Origin of the sequence: Mucilaginibacter paludis DSM 18603 (genome assembly GCF_000166195.2) — a bacterium.
Lineage (GTDB): Bacteria > Bacteroidota > Bacteroidia > Sphingobacteriales > Sphingobacteriaceae > Mucilaginibacter > Mucilaginibacter paludis.
In genome coordinates, this window is record NZ_CM001403.1 from 6,569,349 (window position 1) to 6,593,190 (window position 23,842).

The 23,842-nt window shown below is 41.6% G+C and carries 30 protein-coding genes; 11 read left to right on the forward strand and 19 right to left on the reverse strand.

All coding sequences use genetic code 11. The features are described 5' to 3' along the window. Window positions 1-131: 131 nt before the first annotated feature. The 7 genes from MUCPA_RS27580 to MUCPA_RS27610 all read right to left on the reverse strand — a co-directional run bounded on the left by MUCPA_RS27580 (window position 132) and on the right by MUCPA_RS27610 (window position 4,737). Window positions 132-494 (reverse strand): DUF2200 domain-containing protein, encoded by a 363-nt coding sequence (locus MUCPA_RS27580; protein WP_008510953.1) that lies wholly within the window; start codon window positions 492-494, stop codon window positions 132-134. A gap of 700 nt (window positions 495-1,194) precedes the next feature. Continuing rightward, window positions 1,195-1,413, reverse strand: coding sequence for a hypothetical protein (locus MUCPA_RS36455; protein ID WP_050982167.1), 219 nt, complete (start codon window positions 1,411-1,413; stop codon window positions 1,195-1,197). 96 nt (window positions 1,414-1,509) lie between these two features. Next, on the reverse strand, window positions 1,510-2,271 hold the full coding sequence (locus tag MUCPA_RS27590) for a hypothetical protein (RefSeq protein ID WP_050982168.1): 762 nt from the start codon (window positions 2,269-2,271) through the stop codon (window positions 1,510-1,512). A 160-nt stretch (window positions 2,272-2,431) separates the two neighbouring features. Next, window positions 2,432-2,788 carry an RNA polymerase sigma factor gene (locus MUCPA_RS27595; RefSeq protein ID WP_040626540.1) on the reverse strand — a complete coding sequence of 119 codons (357 nt, stop codon included), beginning with the start codon at window positions 2,786-2,788 and terminating at the stop codon, window positions 2,432-2,434. Window positions 2,789-3,080: 292 nt separating this feature from the next. Then, window positions 3,081-3,551 (reverse strand): DUF6265 family protein, encoded by a 471-nt coding sequence (locus MUCPA_RS27600; protein WP_008510956.1) that lies wholly within the window; start codon window positions 3,549-3,551, stop codon window positions 3,081-3,083. 64 nt (window positions 3,552-3,615) lie between these two features. After that, window positions 3,616-4,410, reverse strand: coding sequence for a helix-turn-helix domain-containing protein (locus MUCPA_RS27605; RefSeq protein WP_008510957.1), 795 nt, complete (start codon window positions 4,408-4,410; stop codon window positions 3,616-3,618). Between the two features lie 147 nt (window positions 4,411-4,557). After that, window positions 4,558-4,737, reverse strand: coding sequence for a hypothetical protein (locus MUCPA_RS27610; RefSeq protein ID WP_008510958.1), 180 nt, complete (start codon window positions 4,735-4,737; stop codon window positions 4,558-4,560). A gap of 227 nt (window positions 4,738-4,964) precedes the next feature. Here MUCPA_RS27610 and MUCPA_RS27615 point away from each other — a divergent pair, with 227 nt between their 5' ends. Next, entirely contained in the window at window positions 4,965-5,543 is a 579-nt protein-coding gene (locus MUCPA_RS27615) for a Crp/Fnr family transcriptional regulator (protein ID WP_008510959.1), read from the forward strand. Window positions 5,544-5,615: 72 nt separating this feature from the next. Beyond that, window positions 5,616-5,981, forward strand: coding sequence for a VOC family protein (locus MUCPA_RS27620; protein ID WP_008510960.1), 366 nt, complete (start codon window positions 5,616-5,618; stop codon window positions 5,979-5,981). 117 nt (window positions 5,982-6,098) lie between these two features. Here MUCPA_RS27620 and MUCPA_RS27625 read toward each other — a convergent pair whose 3' ends face one another. From MUCPA_RS27625 to MUCPA_RS27635, 3 genes are all read right to left on the reverse strand, one after another. Beyond that, on the reverse strand, window positions 6,099-7,169 hold the full coding sequence (locus MUCPA_RS27625; RefSeq protein ID WP_008510961.1) for an alkene reductase: 1,071 nt from the start codon (window positions 7,167-7,169) through the stop codon (window positions 6,099-6,101). Between the two features lie 86 nt (window positions 7,170-7,255). Then, window positions 7,256-8,239, reverse strand: a complete 984-nt coding sequence (locus tag MUCPA_RS27630; RefSeq protein ID WP_008510962.1) for an AraC family transcriptional regulator — start codon at window positions 8,237-8,239, stop codon at window positions 7,256-7,258. Between the two features lie 87 nt (window positions 8,240-8,326). Next, window positions 8,327-8,725, reverse strand: coding sequence for a winged helix-turn-helix transcriptional regulator (locus MUCPA_RS27635; RefSeq protein ID WP_008510963.1), 399 nt, complete (start codon window positions 8,723-8,725; stop codon window positions 8,327-8,329). Window positions 8,726-8,835: 110 nt separating this feature from the next. Here MUCPA_RS27635 and MUCPA_RS27640 point away from each other — a divergent pair, with 110 nt between their 5' ends. Continuing rightward, window positions 8,836-9,513: a nitroreductase family protein gene (locus MUCPA_RS27640; RefSeq protein WP_008510964.1), complete on the forward strand. Its 678-nt coding sequence runs from the start codon at window positions 8,836-8,838 to the stop codon at window positions 9,511-9,513. 212 nt (window positions 9,514-9,725) lie between these two features. Here MUCPA_RS27640 and MUCPA_RS27645 read toward each other — a convergent pair whose 3' ends face one another. Continuing rightward, the gene (locus tag MUCPA_RS27645; RefSeq protein WP_008510966.1) at window positions 9,726-10,640 is read right to left on the reverse strand and encodes an oxidoreductase; all 915 of its coding nucleotides are present in this window, start codon (window positions 10,638-10,640) and stop codon (window positions 9,726-9,728) included. Between the two features lie 72 nt (window positions 10,641-10,712). Continuing rightward, the gene (locus MUCPA_RS27650) at window positions 10,713-11,621 is read right to left on the reverse strand and encodes a helix-turn-helix domain-containing protein (RefSeq protein ID WP_008510968.1); all 909 of its coding nucleotides are present in this window, start codon (window positions 11,619-11,621) and stop codon (window positions 10,713-10,715) included. Window positions 11,622-11,732: 111 nt separating this feature from the next. On the opposite strand from MUCPA_RS27650, the gene MUCPA_RS38710 reads away from it, so the two are divergent. From MUCPA_RS38710 to MUCPA_RS27660, 3 genes are read left to right on the forward strand one after another with little or no spacing between them, the layout of a single operon-like run. Then, entirely contained in the window at window positions 11,733-11,954 is a 222-nt protein-coding gene (locus tag MUCPA_RS38710) for a hypothetical protein (protein WP_217220339.1), read from the forward strand. Next, window positions 11,924-12,340: a Crp/Fnr family transcriptional regulator gene (locus MUCPA_RS27655; protein ID WP_217220342.1), complete on the forward strand. Its 417-nt coding sequence runs from the start codon at window positions 11,924-11,926 to the stop codon at window positions 12,338-12,340. Before MUCPA_RS38710 ends, MUCPA_RS27655 begins: the two co-directional genes overlap by 31 nt. A gap of 44 nt (window positions 12,341-12,384) precedes the next feature. Next, on the forward strand, window positions 12,385-12,786 hold the full coding sequence (locus MUCPA_RS27660) for a tautomerase family protein (protein WP_008510971.1): 402 nt from the start codon (window positions 12,385-12,387) through the stop codon (window positions 12,784-12,786). Between the two features lie 93 nt (window positions 12,787-12,879). Here MUCPA_RS27660 and MUCPA_RS27665 read toward each other — a convergent pair whose 3' ends face one another. Next, the gene (locus tag MUCPA_RS27665; RefSeq protein ID WP_157543995.1) at window positions 12,880-13,875 is read right to left on the reverse strand and encodes a helix-turn-helix transcriptional regulator; all 996 of its coding nucleotides are present in this window, start codon (window positions 13,873-13,875) and stop codon (window positions 12,880-12,882) included. 229 nt (window positions 13,876-14,104) lie between these two features. Between MUCPA_RS27665 and MUCPA_RS27670 the strand changes: the two genes are divergently transcribed. The 5 genes from MUCPA_RS27670 to MUCPA_RS27690 all read left to right on the forward strand — a co-directional run bounded on the left by MUCPA_RS27670 (window position 14,105) and on the right by MUCPA_RS27690 (window position 18,229). Further along, on the forward strand, window positions 14,105-14,611 hold the full coding sequence (locus MUCPA_RS27670; protein ID WP_008510973.1) for a cupin domain-containing protein: 507 nt from the start codon (window positions 14,105-14,107) through the stop codon (window positions 14,609-14,611). A gap of 91 nt (window positions 14,612-14,702) precedes the next feature. Beyond that, a complete protein-coding gene (locus MUCPA_RS27675) occupies window positions 14,703-15,305 on the forward strand; it encodes an isochorismatase family protein (RefSeq protein ID WP_008510974.1) in 603 nt (200 codons plus the stop codon). Between the two features lie 313 nt (window positions 15,306-15,618). Beyond that, window positions 15,619-16,524 carry an alpha/beta hydrolase gene (locus MUCPA_RS27680; protein WP_008510975.1) on the forward strand — a complete coding sequence of 302 codons (906 nt, stop codon included), beginning with the start codon at window positions 15,619-15,621 and terminating at the stop codon, window positions 16,522-16,524. Window positions 16,525-16,526: 2 nt separating this feature from the next. Then, window positions 16,527-17,282, forward strand: coding sequence for a pirin family protein (locus tag MUCPA_RS27685; protein WP_008510976.1), 756 nt, complete (start codon window positions 16,527-16,529; stop codon window positions 17,280-17,282). Then, window positions 17,279-18,229: an NAD(P)-dependent alcohol dehydrogenase gene (locus MUCPA_RS27690; RefSeq protein WP_008510977.1), complete on the forward strand. Its 951-nt coding sequence runs from the start codon at window positions 17,279-17,281 to the stop codon at window positions 18,227-18,229. Before MUCPA_RS27685 ends, MUCPA_RS27690 begins: the two co-directional genes overlap by 4 nt. A gap of 301 nt (window positions 18,230-18,530) precedes the next feature. Here MUCPA_RS27690 and MUCPA_RS27695 read toward each other — a convergent pair whose 3' ends face one another. From MUCPA_RS27695 to MUCPA_RS27720, 6 genes are all read right to left on the reverse strand, one after another. Further along, a complete protein-coding gene (locus MUCPA_RS27695; protein WP_040626542.1) occupies window positions 18,531-19,247 on the reverse strand; it encodes a hypothetical protein in 717 nt (238 codons plus the stop codon). 50 nt (window positions 19,248-19,297) lie between these two features. After that, entirely contained in the window at window positions 19,298-19,951 is a 654-nt protein-coding gene (locus MUCPA_RS27700; protein WP_008510979.1) for a hypothetical protein, read from the reverse strand. Between the two features lie 144 nt (window positions 19,952-20,095). Then, on the reverse strand, window positions 20,096-21,328 hold the full coding sequence (locus MUCPA_RS27705) for an IS256 family transposase (RefSeq protein ID WP_008504193.1): 1,233 nt from the start codon (window positions 21,326-21,328) through the stop codon (window positions 20,096-20,098). Window positions 21,329-21,378: 50 nt separating this feature from the next. After that, entirely contained in the window at window positions 21,379-21,807 is a 429-nt protein-coding gene (locus MUCPA_RS27710) for a Crp/Fnr family transcriptional regulator (RefSeq protein ID WP_008510980.1), read from the reverse strand. 439 nt (window positions 21,808-22,246) lie between these two features. After that, on the reverse strand, window positions 22,247-22,555 hold the full coding sequence (locus MUCPA_RS27715; RefSeq protein ID WP_008510981.1) for a hypothetical protein: 309 nt from the start codon (window positions 22,553-22,555) through the stop codon (window positions 22,247-22,249). An 11-nt stretch (window positions 22,556-22,566) separates the two neighbouring features. Then, window positions 22,567-23,829: an MFS transporter gene (locus MUCPA_RS27720; RefSeq protein WP_008510982.1), complete on the reverse strand. Its 1,263-nt coding sequence runs from the start codon at window positions 23,827-23,829 to the stop codon at window positions 22,567-22,569. Window positions 23,830-23,842 lie beyond the last annotated feature (13 nt).

A 23,842-nucleotide genomic window follows, 5' to 3' on the forward strand; every position in this document is an offset into this window, starting at 1 on the left:
ACGTTCGGAATTTTTTGAATTCATGCGGCATCAGCAAAATATTTTCTCTCCTATCGGGATTGAGGGCATGTTCATGATCGCCTCTGTGATCCGTTTGTCGGCACTGAGCGTATCCTTTCGCGTGCTTGAGCTTAAGACCGCAATATTTTCTCCATATGTTTTCCTTTGGCCAGCTCATCCACCAGTTTATCCAGATAACGCACCTTCCTGGTCAAAGGATTTTCAATCTCCTCAATGCGGTACCCGCAGATCGTTCCGGTAATACGGTCGGCATGGGGATGAAGGGAGGCCCGGCCGAAAAAGATCTCTAAGCTGGCTTTTGTTGCTAACAACTCAAGGAGTTGGCTGTCATCGTAGCCGGTCAGCCAGCGGATCACTTTATCCAGTTCTGCCTTGGTCCGGCCTTTCTTTTCGATTTTTGTCAGGTAAAGTGGGTACACCGAAGCAAAGCTCATTTTTGCTATCCTTTCATCCTGTTTTACACCTGGGTTCATAGTTTCAAAAATAATAAAATCAACCCGAATCAGACAGGGTATAGAACTGAATCAATTAAAAGATGCCGAACTTTAAAGGACAAAAGCCGTCCCGTTTCAGACAAAGCGTCCAAAGGCTGGCCTTTTCAGCATACAAACTTGTACCTTTCAACAAACCACGAGTTGTGAGGTTAAACTACCTTTACTTTATAAATTTGATAAAAATGAAAAAGATAGTTTTAGTAGTTCTGAAAGCTTTGACTTTAGCATTAAAAGATTCTGGGCTGCCATTGTACTAAATAGCTAATCTTTTGAGTATAATATCCCTGCCCGCCAATTTTCTTTAACCTGCTTCATGAACCGATCTTCGATAGCATCATCGTCACTAAAAGCATCACGCTCAAAATTAATACCCCGCCTTTACTCAATAAAAAACGGTTTAGTGGTTCGTCATAACCTTTGTTTATAAAAAAAATGCGGATTGTAAATGGTTCGCATATTTGCCTGTGGTAATGTTTATCTAACTGGTAGCCTAAAAGCATGATACCAACATCCAAAATCGATAAAATTAGTATGCTCCAATACGTGTTCTCCATTACGAAAGCTTTTTAAAAATGGCAGGCATTTTCTGCACTGCCTTTAATTTTACGTATTGAATGATCTGCTGCTTAAGCTCGGTAAAAAGGTTGTCTATCAACAACTCCAAAACTCGTTTTATAAGTTAAAAAGTATACCTCGCACCCAATTGCATTTGCCACCTTGAAGCTAACGGATCAACCGAATAAGGTTTACCCGGATCAACAAACTGGTACAGGGGGTATCCTTGAGACGACTTCGCCGGTATATAAGGCACCAAACCTACGCTTGATATAGAGTTATAGGTATTGGGCGAGAAATACACCTTGCCCCAGTTCTTATTGATCAGATTAGTGAAATTCATGATATCTAAACTGACGGTAAGCGTGTGTAATTTGGATGTACTCTGGTCGGTATTAAAGTTGATGTCCTGGGCAAAATGAAAATCAGCGTTGTTATTCTATGGCGTACGGGCGGCATTACGTTCTGTAAAACCGCCTCTTCTTGAACTCAGGTATTTGTTACCATCAATAAACTGATCAAACGCGTCGGCTTGTTGTTGGGCGGTTTGGGTTGGTGTAGCGGCAAAGAAGTTAACCGTTTCTCCTTTGGCCGGAATATAGGCCAGCCCTATTTGCTGCGGGGTATTTTGAGGGGTATAATTCACAAAGCCATAAGTGAACGGGCTCCCCGACTGTGCGGTTACAAACAGGGAAAAATTCCTCACCCACAGTTTATTCCATGCCTTACGATAATTGGCACTGACCACAATTCGGTTCCGGATATCGAAATTGGAATTAGCCAGTTGCGGATCATTTGGATTGAGCGCCTGGTTCAATTGCCAGTTGGATTCAAAGGAGTTGCGGATGCCGTTAGACACATCTTTTGACTCACCATAAGTATAAGCCGCCGAAAAGCCGAAGCCGTTATCAAAATTCTTAGCAACCTGGCCGGTGATGCTGTACCGGTAACCTTGCGAGGTGTTAGACATTTCATAGACATTGGCAAATTGCGGGTTCCTTGAATTTTGCCCCGGGAAGATCGGTTGTTTACGCTGGGTAGCGGCGGTATCATAAGCAAAATACGTTGGGTTATCGGTCAGGTTGACTTGTTTAAAAACCACATCTTTGATTGTTTTGGTATAGATGCCTTCAATGGTATATTTAAACCCGTTTTGATCTTTATAATCCAGCGCCAGGCTTCCACGTAATACCTTGGGCATGCTAAAATCGTTGTGTACCACATCAACCTGTGTTTTCCCGGCGTTGAGATCGTTAGTGATCTGCCCGTTTTGCCCGGCAAAGCCGCCAATGGCTTAGCTCAAAAACTCTGCGGCGTTGCGGGCTGAGTTTTTCTAAATTAACTTGATATATTTTATGTAATTATTCAAAGGCAAGGCGATGCTCGGTTGAATTAGTTATGGATAGCTCCTCATGGGATTGTTCTAACAGAACAGTTTCCAGACCTTTTTTACGATAATGATCAACAATTTTGTTTTTCATGGCCCTGAAAAGATAAGGCCCAATGGACAATTCGGAAGTGAAATCGTCTTTTTTTTCCCAAAGCTTGATCATGATATCTATCACCATTTCTTCGGCTAAAGCCCGGTCCCTTAAATATTTTAAAGAAAAGAAATGCAGTTTATTGAAATAACGCTCAAATAAGATATCAAAGGCTTTGGTATTACCAGTCCGGCATTCATCAATAAGAATATGGTCTGGTAAATCTTTAAATTCCATAATGGAATGTTCTTTCGCTCAAAAGTAGGAACGAAAGAACATTAATACATTAAGGCAGGGTTAACCTATTGTTGAAATTGTTAAGCTATGAGATTACAAAGAAAATCAACCCACAACACTTCATTAGGCATATGATATTTTCAAGGACAGCCACAAATAGAATGGGCATAGTTTTTACGATCATTGTATATATTCGTTAGCAAGAGCGGCAGAAATGATCTATCGTTTTAGTAAAAAAATTACAAATGATGGCACATGAGGGAGGAGTTATAGTCGAGTGTAAAGAATCAACTCATTTAGTGTTCTTAATAAAATTAAAATCTATACTTTTTCCATCTCCGGAAATGATTGCTTTCAGGGTGTTGCCCGACCGTTTATAAACAATTTTCTTTGGAAAGTCATGAGCGGTATTTTCACAAACAAATCCATTGGCTGTCATGTCGGTTAGTTTAAAAAGGGTTGGTTCTTTGTTTTCGGCAACATCCGCTGCATAATATAGTGCATTTCCCTTAACCAGCAGTTGCAGTTTTTCTGAAAATACGGTGTCGGCTCCTTTCATGGTGATGCCTAATCCGATAAATTTTTCGGGGGAAACCTTTTTCCAGGTTTCAGAAGCTGTTTCGCCAGGTTTTGCATTGGTTCGTGTCCAGGAGCCAATCAACCAGTTTAATTTTTTAAGATTTGGTTTTGTTTTCGTCTGGTTGTAGGTTTGCACAGGGTTGGAAAGCAGCAGTAGTGCTAAAATAATTTGGTGGATTTTCATGAGTTTTTCTGACAAACATACTGTCCATACCGCTATCAGTATTGTATAAAACCGACACTTTGACTCATTTCTTCAGAAAAAAATTGGCCAAATCTTCTTTGTCGAAATAATAAGCAGAGGGGTCCTCACCGGTAAAGGCTTTAAAGTCACGGATGAAATGGGGCTGGTCGTAATACCCCGCCCTATAAACGATTTCGTTCCAGGTTACCTCTTTAAGCCTGATCAGCTGGAAGATGTAGTTAAAACGGATTATCCGGGCGTAATACTTAGGACTCAGGCCAACTTGTTTTTTAAACAAGCGTTCCAGCTTGCGTTCATTGATGCCGGCAATCCTGACCATGTCTGCTACGGTAACCCGGCCATTATTCATGAATATCAAGTCCAGAGCCATCTCTATCGGGTTAACCGGTAACTCCTGGTACTCCAGGAAAAACAGGTCGAGTTTTGCTTTAAGATCAGCTTCGCCGGTAAATGGTAGTGTAACGGTTTTCAGCCTGGCTAATGCCATGGAATCAAATGATTCCAGATCAATGATTTTCCCGGTCAGGTGAGACATGTCCAAACCGAATAACTGCGCCAGGGCCTGTGGCTTAAATTTTACGGCAACCATACCGGAGGTGCCTGTATTTTGTAAATGGAAATAACGCTTTAGCTGTCCGGCTAATAAGGATTGGGCTTGGTTGCACCAGGTGCCGCCGATATCTGTGCGGTAAGGATCTGCGAAATGGAAAATAATTTCTGTAAACCCATCCGGAACAATCTTCTGACAGTTAACCGTGGTTGAAGAATCAATGACGGCCCAGTAACACTCAATAAGCCTCTTGAGTTGCGGATGTGGTTCAATTCTGAAAAATTCCATGATCGGTATTGAAATCTGTCAGTTATTGGGTTACGATAATCCGAAATTTACTGCTTTTAGCGCCATAGCTTTAACACTCTCAAACGCATTTAAAACAGAAAAAATTAAAGCCTGCAATCTGCAGGCTTTCCCAAAACAATTGATTGCTTATTTTCCTTCGTTTTTCTTATCGGTTACTTCTTTCCTGATCTCCGTTGCAGTTACCTTCAGTTGTTGCATTGCGTTTCTCAATCTTGTTCCTGCCGCTTTGTTGCCTTTATCGTAGAAAGCTGCTGCGTCATTTTCAGCTTGTGCAACCAACTCTTTTAAAGCATTGAATTTTTCCATGTTGTAATTATTTACGTTATCAATTTATTGAGGGACAAAAGTGCTGAATTACATCCAAACAGGCAAGTATGGCCCGGTTATGTAATATAAGCATGTTTGTTGATCCGAATTTGATATCAAGTATGTGCCGACTTAACCCTATCGGGATGCTATCAAACTGTAAAACTAAAATCAATACCTTATTTTTGTGATAAATTTAGAAATAAGATCAACTTATTGGGAACGAGATGCAATATATACTTTCAGACGCTTTAAAAACAACCGGCCAGTACAGTGATGTCGATATTATCCTGTTTGAGCAGGAAGCAAGGTTTAGAAAGGTGTACAAAGGGGAGTTATTGCTCCGGGATGGCGACATAGCCAATGCCATTTTTTTTATGATAAAAGGTGCTGTAATTCAATGCAACCCAAAACCTGGATCCGAAAAATCCATCCTGGATCTGCATGTGGAAAATGACTGGGTTTTGAACCACAAAAGTTTTGTTTCCCAATCGCCATCGGAAAGTGCCATTATTGCATTCACCGAAAGTGAGGTGTTGGAAATAAGTATAGCATCAATCCACTATCTCATTGGCCTGTCGCAGGCGTTTCTCCAGTTGAACAGGATTATAGAACAGGCCACTTCGAGACTTTATTTTTTTGACCATTCCCTTACACCATTGCAGAAGTATCAATATCTGTTTGAAAACAAGCCTCAATTGCTGCAAAAGTTTCCTTTGAAATTTATTGCTTCATTTCTTAAGATTACACCCGAGACTTTAAGCCGGGTTAGGGAGAAATTTGTGAAAAGCAATAGCAGTTCTTGATTTGAATCAATTGTATTATGGTTTTATAATATCCACTTTTGGATCAAATAACTAAACCCAATCAGCGCAAATATGGAAAGGAACGCGATATCAATAAGACCATTTATCGGTGCAAAGGATTTTAATTTGTCGAGAAACTTTTATAATGACCTTGGCTTTCAGGAAATTATATTGAACGCCAACATGTCTCTATTTCAAAAGGATGGACTGGGATTTTATTTGCAGGATGCTTTTGTGAAGGATTGGATAGATAATACCATGGTGTTTTTAGAAGTGGAAAATGTTGGACGTTACTGGGACATGCTATTATCCTTAAACCTGAGCAGCAAATATACCGGGGTTAAGCTTATACCTATCCGGGTAGAACACTGGGGCAGAGAATTTTTTTTACATGATCCATCCGGGATACTCTGGCATTTTGGAGAGTTCAAGAAATAGGAATAAACGTCAGTAAGAACAACTAATAAGTCCCCGGCGGCAGAAGATACTGCCGGGAACTTATTGACATGTATGAGATCAGAATCTTTAAATCGGCAAGCAATTACCAGGAAAGGATCAGTTGAATAAAACCGGGTAATCTGTATAACCCTTAGCGCCTGGTGTATACAAGGTGGTGAAATCGGGTGCGTTCAATTCTGCTCCGTTGATGATGCGTTGTTCCAGGTCAGGATTTGCTAAAAAAGCCCTGCCAAAGGCGATGAGGTCCGCATCTCCTTTATTTAATTCAGCTTCCGCTTTTTCGGCAGTAAAAGTGTTACAGTAAATAATTGTTCCCACAAATTCAGTCCTGATAGCTGTTAGCGTTTGTGCAGGCACCTGTGGATTAATGCTGATGTGTATATAGGCAAGCCCGATGCGGTTAAACTCCCGGCTTAAATGTATATAGGTTTCCTCTGTAGCATCGGCGTCATAAGCCTGAAGGTCGCCAAGAGTGGAATTAGGCGAGATTCTGACGCCGACTTTTTCTTTACCGATAGCGTCCGCTACACGTTGCACCACTTCCAGGGCAAACCTGCTTCTGTTTTCGATGGTGCCACCATAAATATCTGTACGGTCATTCACATTCGGGTTCAGGAACTGCTCAATGAGGTAACCGTTTGCGGCGTGCAATTCCACACCATCAAAGCCTGCGGCAATAGCATTCTTAGCAGCTGTTACGTATCCACTGATCACATCTTGTACACCCTCGGTCGATAAAGCTACCGGCACCGGGTAATCCTGCATACCGGCGGTATCTGTATGCATTTGTCCGGCTGCTGCAATAGCTGATGCACCTACCACCTGTACGCCCGCAGGCAGGTTAGCCTGGTGGCCGATACGACCGGTATGCATCAATTGCAAAAATATCTTGGTTCCGTTTTGGTGTACTGCGGTTGTTGTTAATTTCCAGCCTTCAATTTGTTCTGGTGAAAAAATACCCGGAATACGGGCATAACCCAATGCTTCCGGGGCAGGGGCGGTGCCTTCGGTAATGATTAAACCAGCTCCTTTGCGCTGGCCATAGTATTCTGCCATCAGGGCGTTTGGTATATTGCCGATAGCACGGCTGCGGGTCATGGGGGCCATCACCAAATGATTCTTCAAATTCAGGGATTGGCTATTGTAGGGCATAAGTAACTTTTTCATATCGTTTGTTTTTATGTTTTAAATGATATATCAAAGGTCGCAAGGATGCCAAATTTTAAATAGCGCGCTTCGCCTGAAAAATAGTCCTATCCGCCTGATGCGTACTTTTTAGGTTTTTGCTGGTGGTGCCGCTCAAATAAGCGGGTAAAATGGCTCAAATTACTAAAGCCTAACTGATAGCCCGCCTCACTCACCGAATAGTTCTTATGGCGGAGCAGGTAAGCCGCTTCTTCCATCCGCGCTGTTTGATAGTAATTGTAAATGCTATCGCCAAATACCTGCCGGAAAAGATCTTTCATTTTGGTTTCGCTTAGGCCACCTGATTTAGCCAGATCAGGCAGGCTGGGAGGTTGACTAAGATCGCTGAGTATAGCTTTCCGGATGATAGCAAGCTTTTCTGCATCGGCTTTGTTAACTGGGCTATGTCTGGTAGACTGGCGGTTGTGCAGCTGATTAAACACCTGATAGAGTAGTGCCTCCGCTTTAAGTCGATAGTAAAAGCCAGCTAACCCGTTCTCTGACTGCGGCTCTGATAGCTGTTTGAGTATCATTTGTGTTTCGGTCCCCATACTTTCATAGAAAAGAAAAGATTCTTTGGGGTTAACAATGGTATCAATCAAATAATCAGGACGATTAAGTTCCAACAAGCCTTTAAGGCGCGTGGCACTCAATCCTATTACGGTAAAATAGATCTCTGTATTAGCCGGAAAAGTGATCACTGAGTCTAAATTGTTGGATGCGATCTGGATCGCCATATCGTTATAGCGGCTAAAACTATGTTGTTCCTGATCATCCGTAATCAAGCTTACCGGTTCTTCATTGTTATAGAAAATTACGCTAATGAAGCTTGCCGGTTCGTTTGAACCTATTCGTTTTAAGATCAGCTCCTGGTTTAGCCGGTAGCGGTGTATCAGCAAGCGGAAGTCATCATTTAGATCAATGCGTCGTACAAAGCCTTCGCCAAGGGAAGATGGAATTTGTAGGTCATTATTAACCACAGGTACTTTTAAGGCTTCAGCAAAGGCCGTCAAAAAATTAAACTGTGGTTGGGTAACAAACTCTATTAACATGTTTTTGATAATGGTTGATTTGAGGATTGTAAATACAGGTGGATCTTGGCTGCGTCGCGCAGAATAGTTGACCGCTCTAACTTCAATTTAATATTGATCCTTTACTTCGTTTTCAAGCACAAATTTACCGGATTTAATAATTTGCGCCCGATGTTTTAGCCCCCAGTCCGCTATGCTATCGGCCACAACTTTTAACGAAAGGCCGTATGCTGTTACTTCGTAACTGACAGACAGGGGCTTGGTTGAAGCAACTATTCTATTAATAAGTCCATTCATTTCCAATTCTTGTAGTTCCCGGCTAAGCATTTTACCCGATATCCCGCTAACCGCTTTCAATAATTCTGAATAACGCAAAGGTTTATAAAGGAGACGTGATAAAATTGAAATTTTCCATTTACCATTCAAGATGTCCATCGTGTCATCAATGGCCCTTATTCTCTTTTCACAATCATCTAATGATACATAGTCTGAAGTTACTTTTTCCATGCGATCTGGTTACTTAAATGTTACTTAGGTTACTCAAATGTCACTATTACTTTTTGTCACAAAGTTACTTTTTTTAATTGGCTGTCTCTAATTTTGTAAAAAAAAACGACATGAGTTTAATTGAAAATCTACAGTGGCGTTACGCCACTAAAAAAATGAACGGTGCAAAAGTACCCCAGGAAAAATTGGATTATATTTTAGAAGCTGCCCGTTTGGCCCCATCATCTTCCGGTTTACAGCCTTATAAAATTATTGTGATCTCGGATAAGGCCCTATTAGAAAAAATAAAAGTTATTGCCAATAACCAAAGCCAGATCACAGATTGTTCACATCTATTAGTTTTTGCTGCCTGGGATGAATATACTGATGAGAAAGTTTCAAGAGTGTTCAACTACATCATGGATGAACGGAATTTACCCCGCACAACGATGAGCGATTATAAAAAAATCATATTAAATCTTTATGCTACGGAAGGTAAAGAATGGGAAGCTCACCACGCAGCAAAACAAAGCTATATCGCTTTTGCTATGGCCATAGCTGCTGCTGCAGAACAAAAGGTAGATGCAACACCCATGGAAGGATTCAATTCCAAAGCGCTCGATGAATTGCTGAAACTTACCGGAAGCGGTTATAAAAGCTCGGTGATTTTGACCTTAGGCTACAGGGATGAGGAGAAGGATTGGTTATTAAATATGAAAAAGGTTCGTACGCCAAAATCGGATTTCATAACAGAAACGACTATGGCGGATGCTGGAAATCAGCGGCTTTATAATGAAATTAGAGGCTAAAGATTTCAATCAAAATAATCCGTGCGATTGCTAACAGAAAGTGGCTATCTCGAAAGGGATAGCCACTTCTTAAGAATACCTTACCAGGGGACCTCACCTCCGTTCTTGAAAAATTTACCGGTCGGGCCATCTTTGTCCAATATCGCACATTTTGCGAATCGCTTATGTCGATTTGGTCATTGAGGGTGAAACCCCGGTAAGCTATTTTTGAGTTATTGCAGGTACACAACCCCGGTAAGTTTTTCTGCTAAATCCCAAAGTTTAGTTGCGGTTACTTGGTCAAGGGCATTTTCTTTTATTGTAGACAACGTTGGGTATCCGCGAAACCCGCCCTGGTCTGGCTCATATAAGTTACTACCAAGCGCGTCAGGTGAAACAGCTGAATAAAGTAAAGATAAGGCGCCTTGCCAAGGCTCCATGAATTCTCCGATACGCTCTTTCCCGATTGCAATCTCCTTGTCGGTCATGTGTCTTACCAGTTCAGTTTTATTGGCGCCAGGCTGAGCAGCTATGGACAAAACACTGTCTCCGCTTTGTTTAATCCTTCGGTCAAGTTCTATGGCAAACATTAAGTTAGCCAATTTACTTTGCCGGTATTCCCTCATGGCATCGTAACTGTTCTCGGATCGCAGATTATTAAAATCAATATGGGCAGTTTGGTAACCATTGCTGCTCACGGTAACTATACGCGCACCCGATGTGGCTTTTAATAAAGGATATAAACAACCTGTAAGCGCAAAATGCCCCAAAAAGTTAATTCCAAATTGCTCCTCGTAGCCATCGGCAGTCTTAGGTCTATCCGGCGCATTTTCACCGGTGTTCGCTACGCCAGCATTGTTGATCAGTACATCCAATTGTTTATGGCTTTTCAAAAACTGATTTGCAAATTTCTTAACATCGTTAAGGTCGCTTAGATTAAGTTGCGAGATTTCCAGTGTGCCCTTTCCGTCAAGCGCTTCCAGTTTCGTTTGCGCATCTATGGCTTTGTCCATGCTTCGGCAAGCCAGCACTACATGAGCCCCTGCTTCGTATAAGGCAAGCGCAGTTTCGTAGCCGATGCCGGTATTAGCGCCGGTAACAATAATAGTTTTACCGCTTTGATCAGGGATATTTGCTTTTGTCCACATACTTTTTTTTAAGCAAAGGTCAGTAAACTGAAACCATGCAGGTTATTAAAAAGAAACCATTATCTATCAAAATCAATCATTAACTTTCTTTCTAAAATCGGTGGCATTGATATTTGTCTTGTTTTTAAAAAAAGCGGAAAATTGATTAGGCTCACTATAGCCCAGACTATACGCGATTTCCGAAACCGTCCAGTTGGTGGTTTTTAACAATACTTTTGCTTCCTGTATTATACGGTCATTGATCCATTGGGTAGTTGTACGCCCGGTAACTGTAGTTAACACTTTGTTTAAATGGTTTACATGAACATTGAGCTGGCCGGCAAATGCAGACGGGGAGTTTAGGTTTATGAGCTGGTAATTGAGTTCTATCGGAAATTGGCGCTCTAATAACCCTGTGAAAGCGTCTTTCAGCCTTTCGGCAGCGTTAGCGCCATGGCTTGTACCTTTTTTAAATAAATAGCCTTTTTGGGCTTCGTGAACTACTTCCATTAGTAAATGGCCTAACAGGTTATATTTAAAGGGATAATTACTATACAGGGTGTTATACATTTTGGAAAATAGCTCGGTATAGATTTTAGCTTCATTCCCGCTCAATGGAATTACAGCCTCTTCGATAAGCTGAAAAACCGGGTACTCCTTTATTTTTCCCAACTGGTTAAAAAATGGCTCTGTGAAGATGCCTATGTAGCCGGTTTGCCTTTCACTCACCGTTTCCCAAAAATAAGGAACGTTGGGATTTGTAAATATTAAAACCGTTCCGTTTATATGTTTACATTGATCAGCATAATGGATTTTATTCTCGCCGGTAATTAAGGTGATCTTGTAAAAGCTTCGCCTGGTATAATTGGGCTTTCTGTTTGTCGGCAGATGAAGATCATCTATTTTGAAGATATTGATGTGGCCGGCACGGTTACTTGTCGCTTCGCCTATTGTATTGTCTATATGTTCATAGAGCGTTTTTAATTCAACAATTTTAGCCATAAGTAAAAGTATTAAAATAAAATAATGAAAATATTTTTATCATTACATAATTGGTAACATAGAAAAGTAATCATTTGTTATTTATCTTTAATATGTGCTATAATTACCCGTATGAATAAAGAAAGTCTTTTGGTTGAAGAAGGCACCGTATTGGACAGCGTGCTCAGGGGAGTTGTGGAACTGGATGAGCGATACGTCGCAGAATTCAGGCAGCTTATGTTTCGCAAATCATTAAACAAAAAAGACTTCCTGATTACCGAAGGTAATACCTGCAATTTATCGGGATTGTGGTTTCAGGGGCTATGCGCTCATTTATACGCGGAGATGAATTAACCGAATTCAACAACGATTTTTATTTTGAGCGCGATTTTGTAAGCGCTTATACCAGTTTTTTAACATCCAGTCCTACCAATTGTAACATCCAGGCCCTGACCAACGTAAATGTAGTTTACATCACATCGGAGCAATATCATGCCTTGGTTTCACATGATAATGAATGGCTTAAACTGGGTAAATACATAGCGGAAACATTCTTTATCAGAAAATGTAAACGGGAAACCTCATTTTTGAAGAATACCGCTGCTAAAAGGCTGGAAAATGTATTGCAATTATATCCGGGAATTGAGCAGCGGGTTTCGCAATATCATATTGCTTCTTATTTAGGTGTAAAGCCTGAATCGCTGAGCCGGATCAAACTCTTAACATGCATCAATAAATAAGGCCAGGTTTAAACGGAAATTTGTACTTCATTAAATATTGAAGTATGCCAATAATCGATTTAAAAGTAAGCGGCCCGGAAAATCCCGCTGTAGCGCAACAACTCGTCACCGAGATCAGCCGTCTTACAAAAGAAGTTTTAAAGAAAAAGCCCGAGGTTACCGTAATCACGGTTTCATTCGTGCCGGATTACCTGTGGTTCGTTAATTCTGTTTCTCTGGCGGAGTTAAAAACAAAAAGTTTCCATCTTCATATCAAAATATCGGATTCTACTAACCTTAAGGTTGATAAGGCTGATTATATTGAGGCTGTTCACAAGTCCTTAAGTTCCTTGCTTGGAGGTGTTCATCCCGTAAGTTATACCGCTATTCAGGAAATGAAGGCAGACGCTTATGGTTATGAAGGATTAACCATAGAGTATAAATACATCAATAATCAAAAGAAGTAATTCAGCTACAGGATTGTGGTGCTTTTATAGAAATCAAAGCAGTTGCATTTGGCCGGATGAGGCAATAAATGTTCATTGAATAGATGAAGGAAACTACGATTGTGAAATAGTATCTCCTGTCAAACGGCTTTTAAATTGTTTAGGCTTTAGTTGATGATGCCGTTCAAATACCCTGGTAAAATGGCTAAGATTGGTAAAGCCCAGCTTATAAGCAGTTTCTGATACAGACAGGTTACTGAGCAGGCTGGCCGCCTGTATCATTCTCATGGTCTGGTAATATTGATGAATGCTTTGTCCAAAGACCTGCGTGAAGAGCTTTTGTAATTTGGTTAAACCTAAACCTGACAAATTAGCCAGTTCCGGGAGTAGCGGACAACTATTTAAATTCTTAAGTATGGCCAAACGGACAAGATAAATTTTTTCGGCGTCTTCCCGTTTAACATTTACCGGAGCGATGACGGGGCGTTTAAATAAGTTTTTAAAAAGATGATAAATCAACTCCTGTGCTTTTGCATTGTAAAGTAACATCGGCAGTTCTGTAGCGCCATTGATCCTGATGATTTGCTTTATAACATGATCCATTTCAGGAAGAATGACATCATAAATAACAAATGACGGCTGGGTTTTAACTAAATCTAAAATTGTACAGCGGTTTTCAGAGTTGAGTAAACCTGTTAGATAGCTACGCGAGGTGCCGATGATCAGAAAGTTGATTTGTTTGTTTGCAGGTATCTTTAGTTCAGTATTGAAGTTACACGTTCCAATTTCCACTTCAAATCCTGTTAAATCATCAAAGAAAGGATCATGTTGTTGCTGACTGTATTTTGACAGGAATTTAGACCGGTCAAATTTTAGCGTTATACTTTCGGTGTTTGCAATAGCCTGCCGCCTTAAAATAAGATCATGTTTTAATTTATAGTTATGAATAAACAGGGCCATGCCATCCAGCCTGATGTGCTGGATGTACCCGTCGCCCAACCATTGTGGCAGATGTACTTTGTCGCCTTCCACAATTGTGCTGAAATGTTTGGCAAACGCTGTCAAAAAATGATAGTTTTTTATGACTTGAAATTCGAATTCTACAGGCATCAACCGTTCGGGTTTAACCATTACTCAAATATTTGTGTCATTTTGATAGCAGAGACAATGAATCCGTTAAATATATTAAATCAGCAGTATCAATTTGCGATTGATCGGACTATTTTCTAAAAAAACCGACGTATAGCGACTTTTTCGACTATTGTTTTTGTAGGCTATGCTTGGTGCTTAAGTTAAATTTGATAATAGATAAATCACGAATATTTTAAACACTACCCATATGGAAAATTCAAAACCATCACCAATTACAGTAGACCCTACGGGCGGGGAAATACTATCGATTGTAGGCGATAATTATCGCGTACTTGTTTCAGGTAAGCAAACCAACGGTGCCTTTGCTACTATCGACATGCTGATACCCCCTCAAAGTGGCCCTGGGCCTCATTCTCATTCAAATTTCTATGAATCTTTCTATATCGTCGATGGCGAGGTGGAGGTTCATTCTGAAGCCGGGAATTATACTGCCAAAAAAGGTTCATTTGTAGTTATTCCTGAAGGCGGCGTGGTGCATTACTTTAAAAATGTAAGTGATCAATTGGCTCATTTGCTTTGTACAGTTGTACCTGCCGGGTTAGAAGAATTTTTCGAAGAAATAGGGGAGCCGGTAGCTGCCGGTGAATTCCTTCCGCCGCCGCCTATGGACCCGGAATCCATAAAAAAATTGCAGGCCATCGCGGAAAAACATGGGCAAATTGTATACCCCCCTAACTACCTCGACCAAAAGTAACGTATTCATACAAACTCCGTAACTATGGACAATACACGCTGATCATTCCTGATGCGGGGTTATGGTTCCTCAATTCAAACATAAACGATCTATGAAACATTTTAAAAAAGACGACACGATCATTTTACTCATCGATCACCAGGTAGGAACGATTACCATGGCTACCAACCGGCCAAAGGAAATGATCATCAGCCGCGCTAAAGCATTGGCTAAGATCGGCAGGGCGCTTGGTATGCCCATCGTGCTTACCACGAGCATGGAAGATCACATGCAGGGACAAACTGTGCCTGAATTGCAAGAGATATTACCGGAAGAATATGCGAACAGGGTAAAAAGAAGCGGGATCACCAATGCCTGGGATGACCAGAATTTCAAAGACGCAGTTTTAAAAGCAGGAAATGGACGTAAGAACGTTATTATGGCCGGGCTAACCAATGATGTTTGCATCGTGTATCCATCGATTTCAATGGTAGAAGAAGGTTTTGATGTGCAGGTAGTTATAGACGCGGGAGGTTCTCCAACAGAGATAGCTGATGATGTTGCCAGAGCGACATGGGAAAAACACGGCGTTCGCACCAACGTGATCAACCAGCTGATTACCGAATTGACTGACAGATGGGAAAGCGAAGACGGTGGAAAGCTTATGCAAATCCTGCTGACTGATATCATTCCTACATTCGGACAGTTTAAATAGTACACATTAGAAAGCAGGGACGCGTTTAGAAGGCACTGAAAAAGTCCTTTAGGCTAAAAACGCTTGTTTTAAACCTAAAATAGAGGTTTTGAGAATCGTTTATACAAAAACCTGACCCGAATAAATCAAAGAAAAGAGCCCGGTTTCAATTACGAAAATAGGCTCTTTTTGATAAGTATGAACTTTTTCAGTGCCCTTCAGGCGGATCGGACTATTTTTCTGACTTAACGCGCTATTTTAAAATTCGTCTCCTGCCGACCTTTGACCTATCATTTAGCAATAAAAAGATATTCAAACTTTAAAAAATAATCCAATGGCACTATCCGAAGAAGTAAAAAAAACAATTGCCGACGCAGAAGCACACGGCTTTGATAAGTTAAACCTTTTGCCACCTCAACAAACCCGGGATCTGATGAAACAGGCTCCGGCAAACCCGAACCCGACAGTGGTTGGACAGGTGATCAATACCATCATTGAAAAAGATCAGATTCCCGTAAGGATTTACATTCCCAAAGGCCGCGGCCCCTTCCCGGTGATAGCTTATTTTCATGGTGGCGGTTTCGTACTGCTAAGTTTAGATACACATGACGAAATTTGCCGCCAGCTATGCGCCAATACAGATGCTGTGGTAATGTCGGTAGATTATAAACTGGCGCCGGAGCATCCATACCCCGAAGGGCCGGAAAGCGCAGTTGCGGCTACGCTTTGGATGATTGAAAACGCGAAAAACTACAACGGCATTGGCGATAAATTGGCTGTTGCCGGCGATAGCGCCGGGGGATATATGGCTATTTGGGTGGCTCAAAAACTGTCGGCCGCTCGGGTCGCACTCAAAGCCCAGTTTGCAACTTATCCAGTTACAGATCACTATTCATCATATCATGCTTCGTGGGAAGAAAACAAGGAGGGGTATGTGTTGACTGCCGAAATGATGAAATGGTTTTGGGATAATTATCTAACCGATCCGTCTAAATCCGATGAGGCATCACCTTTAAGAACAGCTGACCTTTCGGGTTTGCCGCCAGCATTGATTATGACGGCAAACTATGATCCGCTGAGAGATGAAGGGAAAGCCTACGCTGATAAACTGCAAAAAGCAGGCGTAGCTACGATTTATCAAAATTATGAGAACGTGCATGGATTTTTTGGCACAGGTTCGATAGGGCAACAGGCGATGCAGGAAGCCAGCAACTTTTTAAAACATAAATTAAACAGTTAATCATGTTGCAAATCATTTCAAACCAGCAAAAGATCGTCAAGAAAAACGGCGGCTTCGGCATTGAGATTCTTTTCCCAGGTAAAGGAATGGGCTCCGAAGATTCGGGTATCGGTACCATTGGAAGGATTGACCAGGCCACCGTTACTCCCGGCACTTTAGTACCCATGCACCCGCATCAGAATGACGAGATACTGACCTATCTAAGAAGTGGCGTAGTTGAACATAAGGACACTGAAGGGAATATCGAAGTCATTACCAATAAACGACTGATGATGATGAATGCCGGTTCGAAGTTCCAGCACGAAGAACTCGTTTTACCGCAGGGTGGCGTGCTTACCGCCTTACAGATATTTATTCGCCCCGAAACTGGCGGTCTGAAGCCCAAGGTACAGTTTCATGAGTTTCCGGATGCTGTAAACCTCAATGATTGGCGGGCGGTCGCTGGCAAGGGTGATGCTTTTCCTTTACAGATCAGGAGCAGTACCTGGATCTATGATATGAAATTAGAACAAGGAAAACAGCAATCGCTACCGGTGTTACAGATTACAGATGCCACCTGCCTGGTCTATGTATTCGACGGATCGCTCGGCGTCAACGAAAATATCAATATCCAAAAAGGAGAAAGCCTGGTTATTGAAGATGAGAGAATTCTACTTAAAGCCTTTGAGGATTGCAATCTAATACTATTTGTAACTGATCGTAATGCAAGGGTATTTAAAGACGGTATGTACAGTGGCAATATCAACAGAACAAAATGAAAAAACTAATTTATTCCAAATTTGGCGGCCCGGAAGTATTGCAGATAGCAGAGGTTCCAATTCCTACCGTTCAGGAAACCACCGTGCTGATCAAAGTTAAAGCGGTAGCCATTAACCCGCTGGACTGGAAAATACGCAATGGCGAAATGAAATTAATGTCGGGAAGTAAATTCCCCAAAGGCATCGGTATTGATTTTTCGGGCGTTGTTGAAGAAGTCGGCACAGCTACTACTAAATACAATAAAGGTGATGAGGTATTTGGTATACTGGATGTTTTTAAAGGTGGGGCGCTGTCCGAATATATTTCAGTCGAAGAAAAAGATATAGCCATTAAGCCGCAAAATATCTCTTTCGAACAGGCTGCGGCTATGCCCGTCGTCGGCGCTGCCGCATTGCAGATATTTAACACTTTGGTAAGGTTAAAAAAAGGTGACGAAATTCTGATCAATGGTGCTTCAGGTGGCATCGGCATGTTTGCTACTCAAATCGCAAAAACGAAAGGCGCCGTAGTAACCACCGTAGTAGGCGATAGTGGTATCCAGGCGGTTAAAGATTGGGGTGCTGACTTTGTAGTCAATTACCAGAATGAAGATATTTTAAAAGGAAACAAACAATATGATATTGTTATTGACCTATCAGGCAAAATGCCTTTTAGCGAAGCTAAAATAATCATGAAGCATTCGTCCGCCTATATACATACAGCCCCCGGTCCAAAAGAAATCGTCGTTTCTTTTTTCATCAACTTGTTTTCAAGTAAAAAATATAAATTACTGATGCTTAAACCTTCTCCGGAATATATGGCCGAACTTACAGGTTATGCAGAGCAGGGGATGGCTATAGTGGTCAGTAGGGTATATCCTTTTTATTCATTTAACAAAGCTTACACGGAGGTGCCAAAAGGTAAGTTTATCGGGAAGGCGGTGATTACAATGGGTGACTTGGTTTAAGTTAGTGATTAAAAACTCGGTGATCAATTGAGCGGAACAGGCGCCGGGCATGGTTTGCTTATTAGCTAAGCGCGTTCCTTAAGAGGATAAGTAATAAGAGTGCGAAGATTTTATTGAATCATAGTTTTTTAGGGTTTAACAAAATGAATTTAGGGCTATCTGAAAGGGGTTTTTCATTTTGATCGCATCTTGTTGATATTAAAAAAACAATAAAACAATTGTACAACAGATGATAAATCGCCTTTAAAAGGCTGCATCATGGTCTCATGATACAGCCTCTCTTTTTATTGGTGATCATAAGCTACTTTGCAGCGCTAATAGATCCTGCCAGAGTTTTTGTTACTGCGTTTTGTATCTGCTTAGGCAGAAAATCGAAGGTGGCTTGAGCATCTGACGATCCGTCTCTGTCGGTAAATATCCTTGTTGTGCCAGCCCGTACCAAAAGGATGTTACTTGCATCCCCGTCTTTTGAAACCAGGTAATGGCTCCAAACCAGATTTTTAAGCGCTGTGCCCTGTGCCTGGCCGCTGATAACATCAAGCGCAACATAGTTGATGCCCGACGCTGTGCCCTTAGCTTGCGCGAAAACGGTGAATAGGTTGTTTTGGCCTGATATATAGGTAGCCGTGCCGTCGCTGGCATTGTCCTGGCCGTTACTTACATCTTTATATTTTAAATTAACGGTATATTGGTTTGTATTCTGGTCTTTAAACTGAAGTTTATAATCGTCAAAAGTATAACCTTTGCCGTTGCCACCAGAGTTATCAAAAGTGCAATAAGCCGGGCTGAACAAAAATATACCATTAATATTGGGTGGCGTTAGGCCATCGTTTATCACCATGCCTTGTTTTTTCAGGGTGTCAATAATAGCGGGCGTTACAATGGTGTTTATTACCTGCGGGTAATTGGGGCCTAACGGCCCGGTGGTTGTACTATCATCTTTTTTGTCTTTTTTGCACGCCGTCATAATCAGCGAAAACAACGTTAGCAGTAAAGGTAATTTTTGTAATTTTTTCATAAGTAACATTTTAGTTAGAGGTTAAATTTTAAGTGTGCCACCTACATTGATCACGAACCAGCAATTTTAAAATTGCTGATAAATAACTTTGCACCATGTTCAGATTGATTAGGGCCGCTGATATAAAAATACCGGCCTGCCTGGGACTGAAACAGCAATGTGTCTGCCAATTTGGTGTCATCCAGATAAACAGCCATTTGATTACCGCTTACCACCAACTTAACATGTAACGGGCGGTTAGCTGTTGCCGAAAGATCAAACTTTGTGTTTGCCTCCTTTTTTAAATCATAGTTGCCTATGTTAACAGCGTCTGCATCATAATAATGCAGCTGAACAAAAGCCCCGCCGTTGCTGATATACTCACGGGCAGCATTGTCTTTCACAAAACCGAACGATATTGGCGACATATCTTTGATTTGTTCTGCCTTGGCCAGTATATCAAACTCGAAAGTAAAGCTTTTAGGAAGAGATACAGGTCTGTTAAGCTTATAGGTTATGTTATCTTGAAGTAACAGCCATTTACCTTGTTGGCCTGTAGGGTGGGCAACCGTCGCAGCGCCGTTTGTTTTAATACAGCGTGGGCTTGCGCCGATCTCGTACTTAGAGAAATCTTCGGTAAAATTAATAGTTTGTGCCGTTGCCTGAAATATAGAAAAGCTGCTGAAGAGTATAAACAGCCCGGTGATGAAAAGAAGTTTTTTCATGATGATGCAAATTATCGGTTAATTAAAAAATCAATTATAGGGTGCTGGGGAGTGTAAACTAAACTGTGTCAACTAAAAATAAACTTGTTATTGTTTAAGATGTTGAAATGTGGGAAACTCCTTCAGTTTCCCACATTTCAACATCTATCCGTTATTTAGGTGACCAGCTATCCTATCGCCAAACATAATGTAAAGTTGAGATAAAGTCAAACTCCAGTTGTGCATTGGCATTGTCCATTTCTCAGAGATATTCTGGACTACCAGATATACCAGCTTTAACAAGGCTGTATCTGATGTGAATGCGCCCTTTGTTTTAGTTACTTTGCGTACCTGGCGGTGAAAGCCCTCAACCGCGTTAGTTGTGTAGATCACTCTGCGAATGTGTGCATCATACTTAAAAAAAGTTGACAGGTTTTCCCAGTTATTGTACCACGACCCGACCGGAACCGGATACTTTTTAGCCCATTTTTCATCCAGGGAAATCAGATTTTCGTAGCCCTGTTCTTTATTAATGGCTTGGTAAACCGGCTTAAGATCAGCCATGAATTTCTTCTTGTCTTTCTCGGCAATATAGCGCAAGCTATTACGGATCTGATGAACAACGCAGGTCTGTATCTCCGTTTTTGGAAAGATGGCTGCTATGGCCTCGGGAAAGCCTTTTAAACCATCTATGCATGCAATTAGCATATCCTGCAAACCACGGTTCTTTAGATCGGTCAAAACCGATAGCCAGAACTTAGCGCCTTCGCTTTCTGATAAATACATGCCTAACAGATCCTTTTGCCCACGAAGGGAAACACCAAGAATATTGTAAACAGCCCTGGTAATTACGCCGTTGCCTTCACGTACTTTATAGTGCATACAGTCCAGGTATACAAATGCATAAACCGATTCCAGTGGCCGCTGCCGCCATTCGTTCATGGCTGGGATAACTTTGTCTGTAATAGAGGATAAGGTAGTTGCAGAGATATCCATTTGATATATTTCCATGATATGTTTGGAAATATCCCGTGTGCTCAGGCCAAGCCCATACAAGCCGATTACCTTCTCTTCCAGTTCTTCGGTTATAATCACTTGTCGCTTTGGTAACACTACAGGTTCAAAGCTGCCAGACCGGTCCCGGTTGCTTTGCAGATCAAATTCGCCCGAAAGGCTCTTAACTCGTTTCGTGATTTTACCATTAAGGCGATTGGATAAGCCTGCGGCTTTTTCTTCCTGTAGATGGGTTTCTAGCTCGCCCTCAAGCGCTGCTTCTAAAAAATGTTTCAGTAAAGGCGCAAAGATGCCCTTTTCTCCGTTAAGGGGTTTACCAGCGTACATCCCCTTGATCGCCTCTCGTTTGAAACTTTCAAAATCGAAATTGTTGTTTTTGTTCATTCTACTATGTCTAAGTTAAAAATTCTATCCAAATTTTTAACTGACACAGTTCATTTTACAGTCTCTCTTTCAATCGTTTTTAACAAACAATTTTTTTCTATCAGACCTTTGATAGCTTCCCAGCCAACTATTGTATTTCCGATCTCGGCCCAATCTTTCTTTGAAAAAACAAGCAATTTACAATCGGTAACAGCCTGTATATACTCAGAAGCTACCACTTGTGCCTCAAACTTTTGCTGGTCCGAAACAAAGTGATTCTCTTCACTAAATGAATAAGTGATCTCTTCGCCTTTGTTGTTGTAATAGCAGAAACGGATTACCCCTTCCAGTAGAAATCCAACCTGCCGGGGGATCTTTCCGGCTTCTGAAAAATATTCATCTTTATGAAGTTCCAGCGTTTTTGCTTTGCTGATCAGGAAATCAGTTTGCTGCTTATTCAGATTGCCAAACTTCAATATGTAATTGATGAACTCTTCCATAAGTTAAATATCGATTTTATTGCGGGCAGTTTATTTACCATTTGGTAAATAAATACATCGGTCAGCTAACCCACCTTTGCTCCTCAGAGTGGGTAGAATTCGGACTTTTTTACATTGAAGAGTTTTTTGATACAGATCTGTAAATATTACTTTACGCTTACTACCTGGGCTTTCAGCGCCATTCAGGTTATTGCTAAAGAAACTTCCTGCTGGGCTAATCGTTTTCTATTACATAAGCTTTTATCTCAGTTTGTGATTCACCATGCCCATTATGCTTAACGGCATTATAAGGGCGCTTCCGCTCATGTTTAGTCACAATTGCGAAGCGCCCTGGTATTTCGCCTAACATTCTGCTGCATATCCATGGCCAGCATTGTTGGATATTATTGCCTCATGTTCTACTTTCTTTTTTATTGCAGAATGAAATTGGTTTCGAAAACTACGCTTTGTCTTTATGTACAAAGTTCATAGCGCTCATCACGCTGATACAGATAAAGCCGATAAAACAGATGAGGACAGATAAATTATCATCAGCAGCTACTTTACCGAACCGGAAAAGCAGAAAACCTGCTGTTAAATTGAACAGGGCCCATAGCACGTTCACAATCGGTGTGGATAGTCCTCTGCCATGAGGATTGGAAAATGGTGTGGGAAAAGGATCGCCGCAGACGCCTTTAACAAAATGGGGAACAAAGTTGGAAAGGAACATCCCTGCCAAAAAACCGCTGAAATAATGATACCAGTGCATATTAAATTTGTTTAATTATTAAAATTTGATTGATTTTTGCCTTTTAATTTCCGCCGGCCGCTTGTTAAAAACCCTGAAAAGCAAGCCGCAATAACCAGGGTTACGATACCTTCGCAAAGGATAGTTGTCGGTGTTCCTATTTTTTGGGATAAGGTCCCGATCAGCAAGCTGCCTAACGGCAGCATGCCGAAATATGCCATCGCGGCAAAGCCCATTACACGCCCCCTCATTTCTTTAGCTGAATACAGCTGGATAAGGGTCATACTGATCGTGGTTTGCGACATCATGCCGAAACCGGACATTGCGAAAAACACCATGGCCAATGGAAAATTGACCAGGTGTGAAAAAGCCAGCAGGCTTATCCCGAAAATGATCGTGTTTACCAATAAGATAAATTGAAGGTCCGCGTCCTTTTTTAAAGCTGCCAGAAAGATCGATCCTGCAATGGCGCCAACGCCGACAAAACTGTTGATGTAACCAAAAGTCGCGGCATTGCCTTTAAAGATCTCCTTCGCGAATACGGGGATTAGTGTATTGTAGGGAAGCACCAGTAAACTGGTAAAACAAAGCATCAAAAGGATCATCGTGATCGAGGGCGTTTTTTTCAGGTAATTTAAACCCTCGCTCAGTTCAGTTTTCATCTTTTGTTCTACTGGTGGCGGCACATAAGCCGGTAGATGGATCAGCAGCAGGGATATGGTCACCGCTACAAAACTGAGCGCGTTCAGCAGAAAACACACGCCCGCACCAAATTTCACCAGAACCAAACCCGAAATTGCGGGTCCTATAAGGCGCGCCAGGTTGGCCATTGAAGACTGCAGCGCCAGTGCGTTGGGCAGGTCTGCCTCATCTGTAACCATATCATGGATCAGTGGTTGCCTTGCCGGTACATCAAAGGCATTGATCACGCCAAGAACGCCGCTCAGTAACAATATTTCCCAAACAGTATAATGACGCGTAAACACTAATAAGGCCAGCAACGCCGCCTGTATCATTGAGGCAATCTGAGTGGCCATCAATACCCGGAACCGGCTGTAACGGTCAGCAACAATCCCGCCCAGAAGGGAAAAAATAAAAGATGGGAACTGTGATACAAATATGGTGAGGCCCAGCATAAAGGCCGAATGGGTCATGGTATAAACCACCCAGCTTACGCCGGTACGCTGCATCCAGCTGCCGATCTGCGAAACCGACTGCCCGCTGAAAAATAAGCTATAGTTGCGGTTACGGAACGCCCGGAAAACATTGGTTATTTTTTTTGTATTTAAGTTCATAAGCTTATCAGCA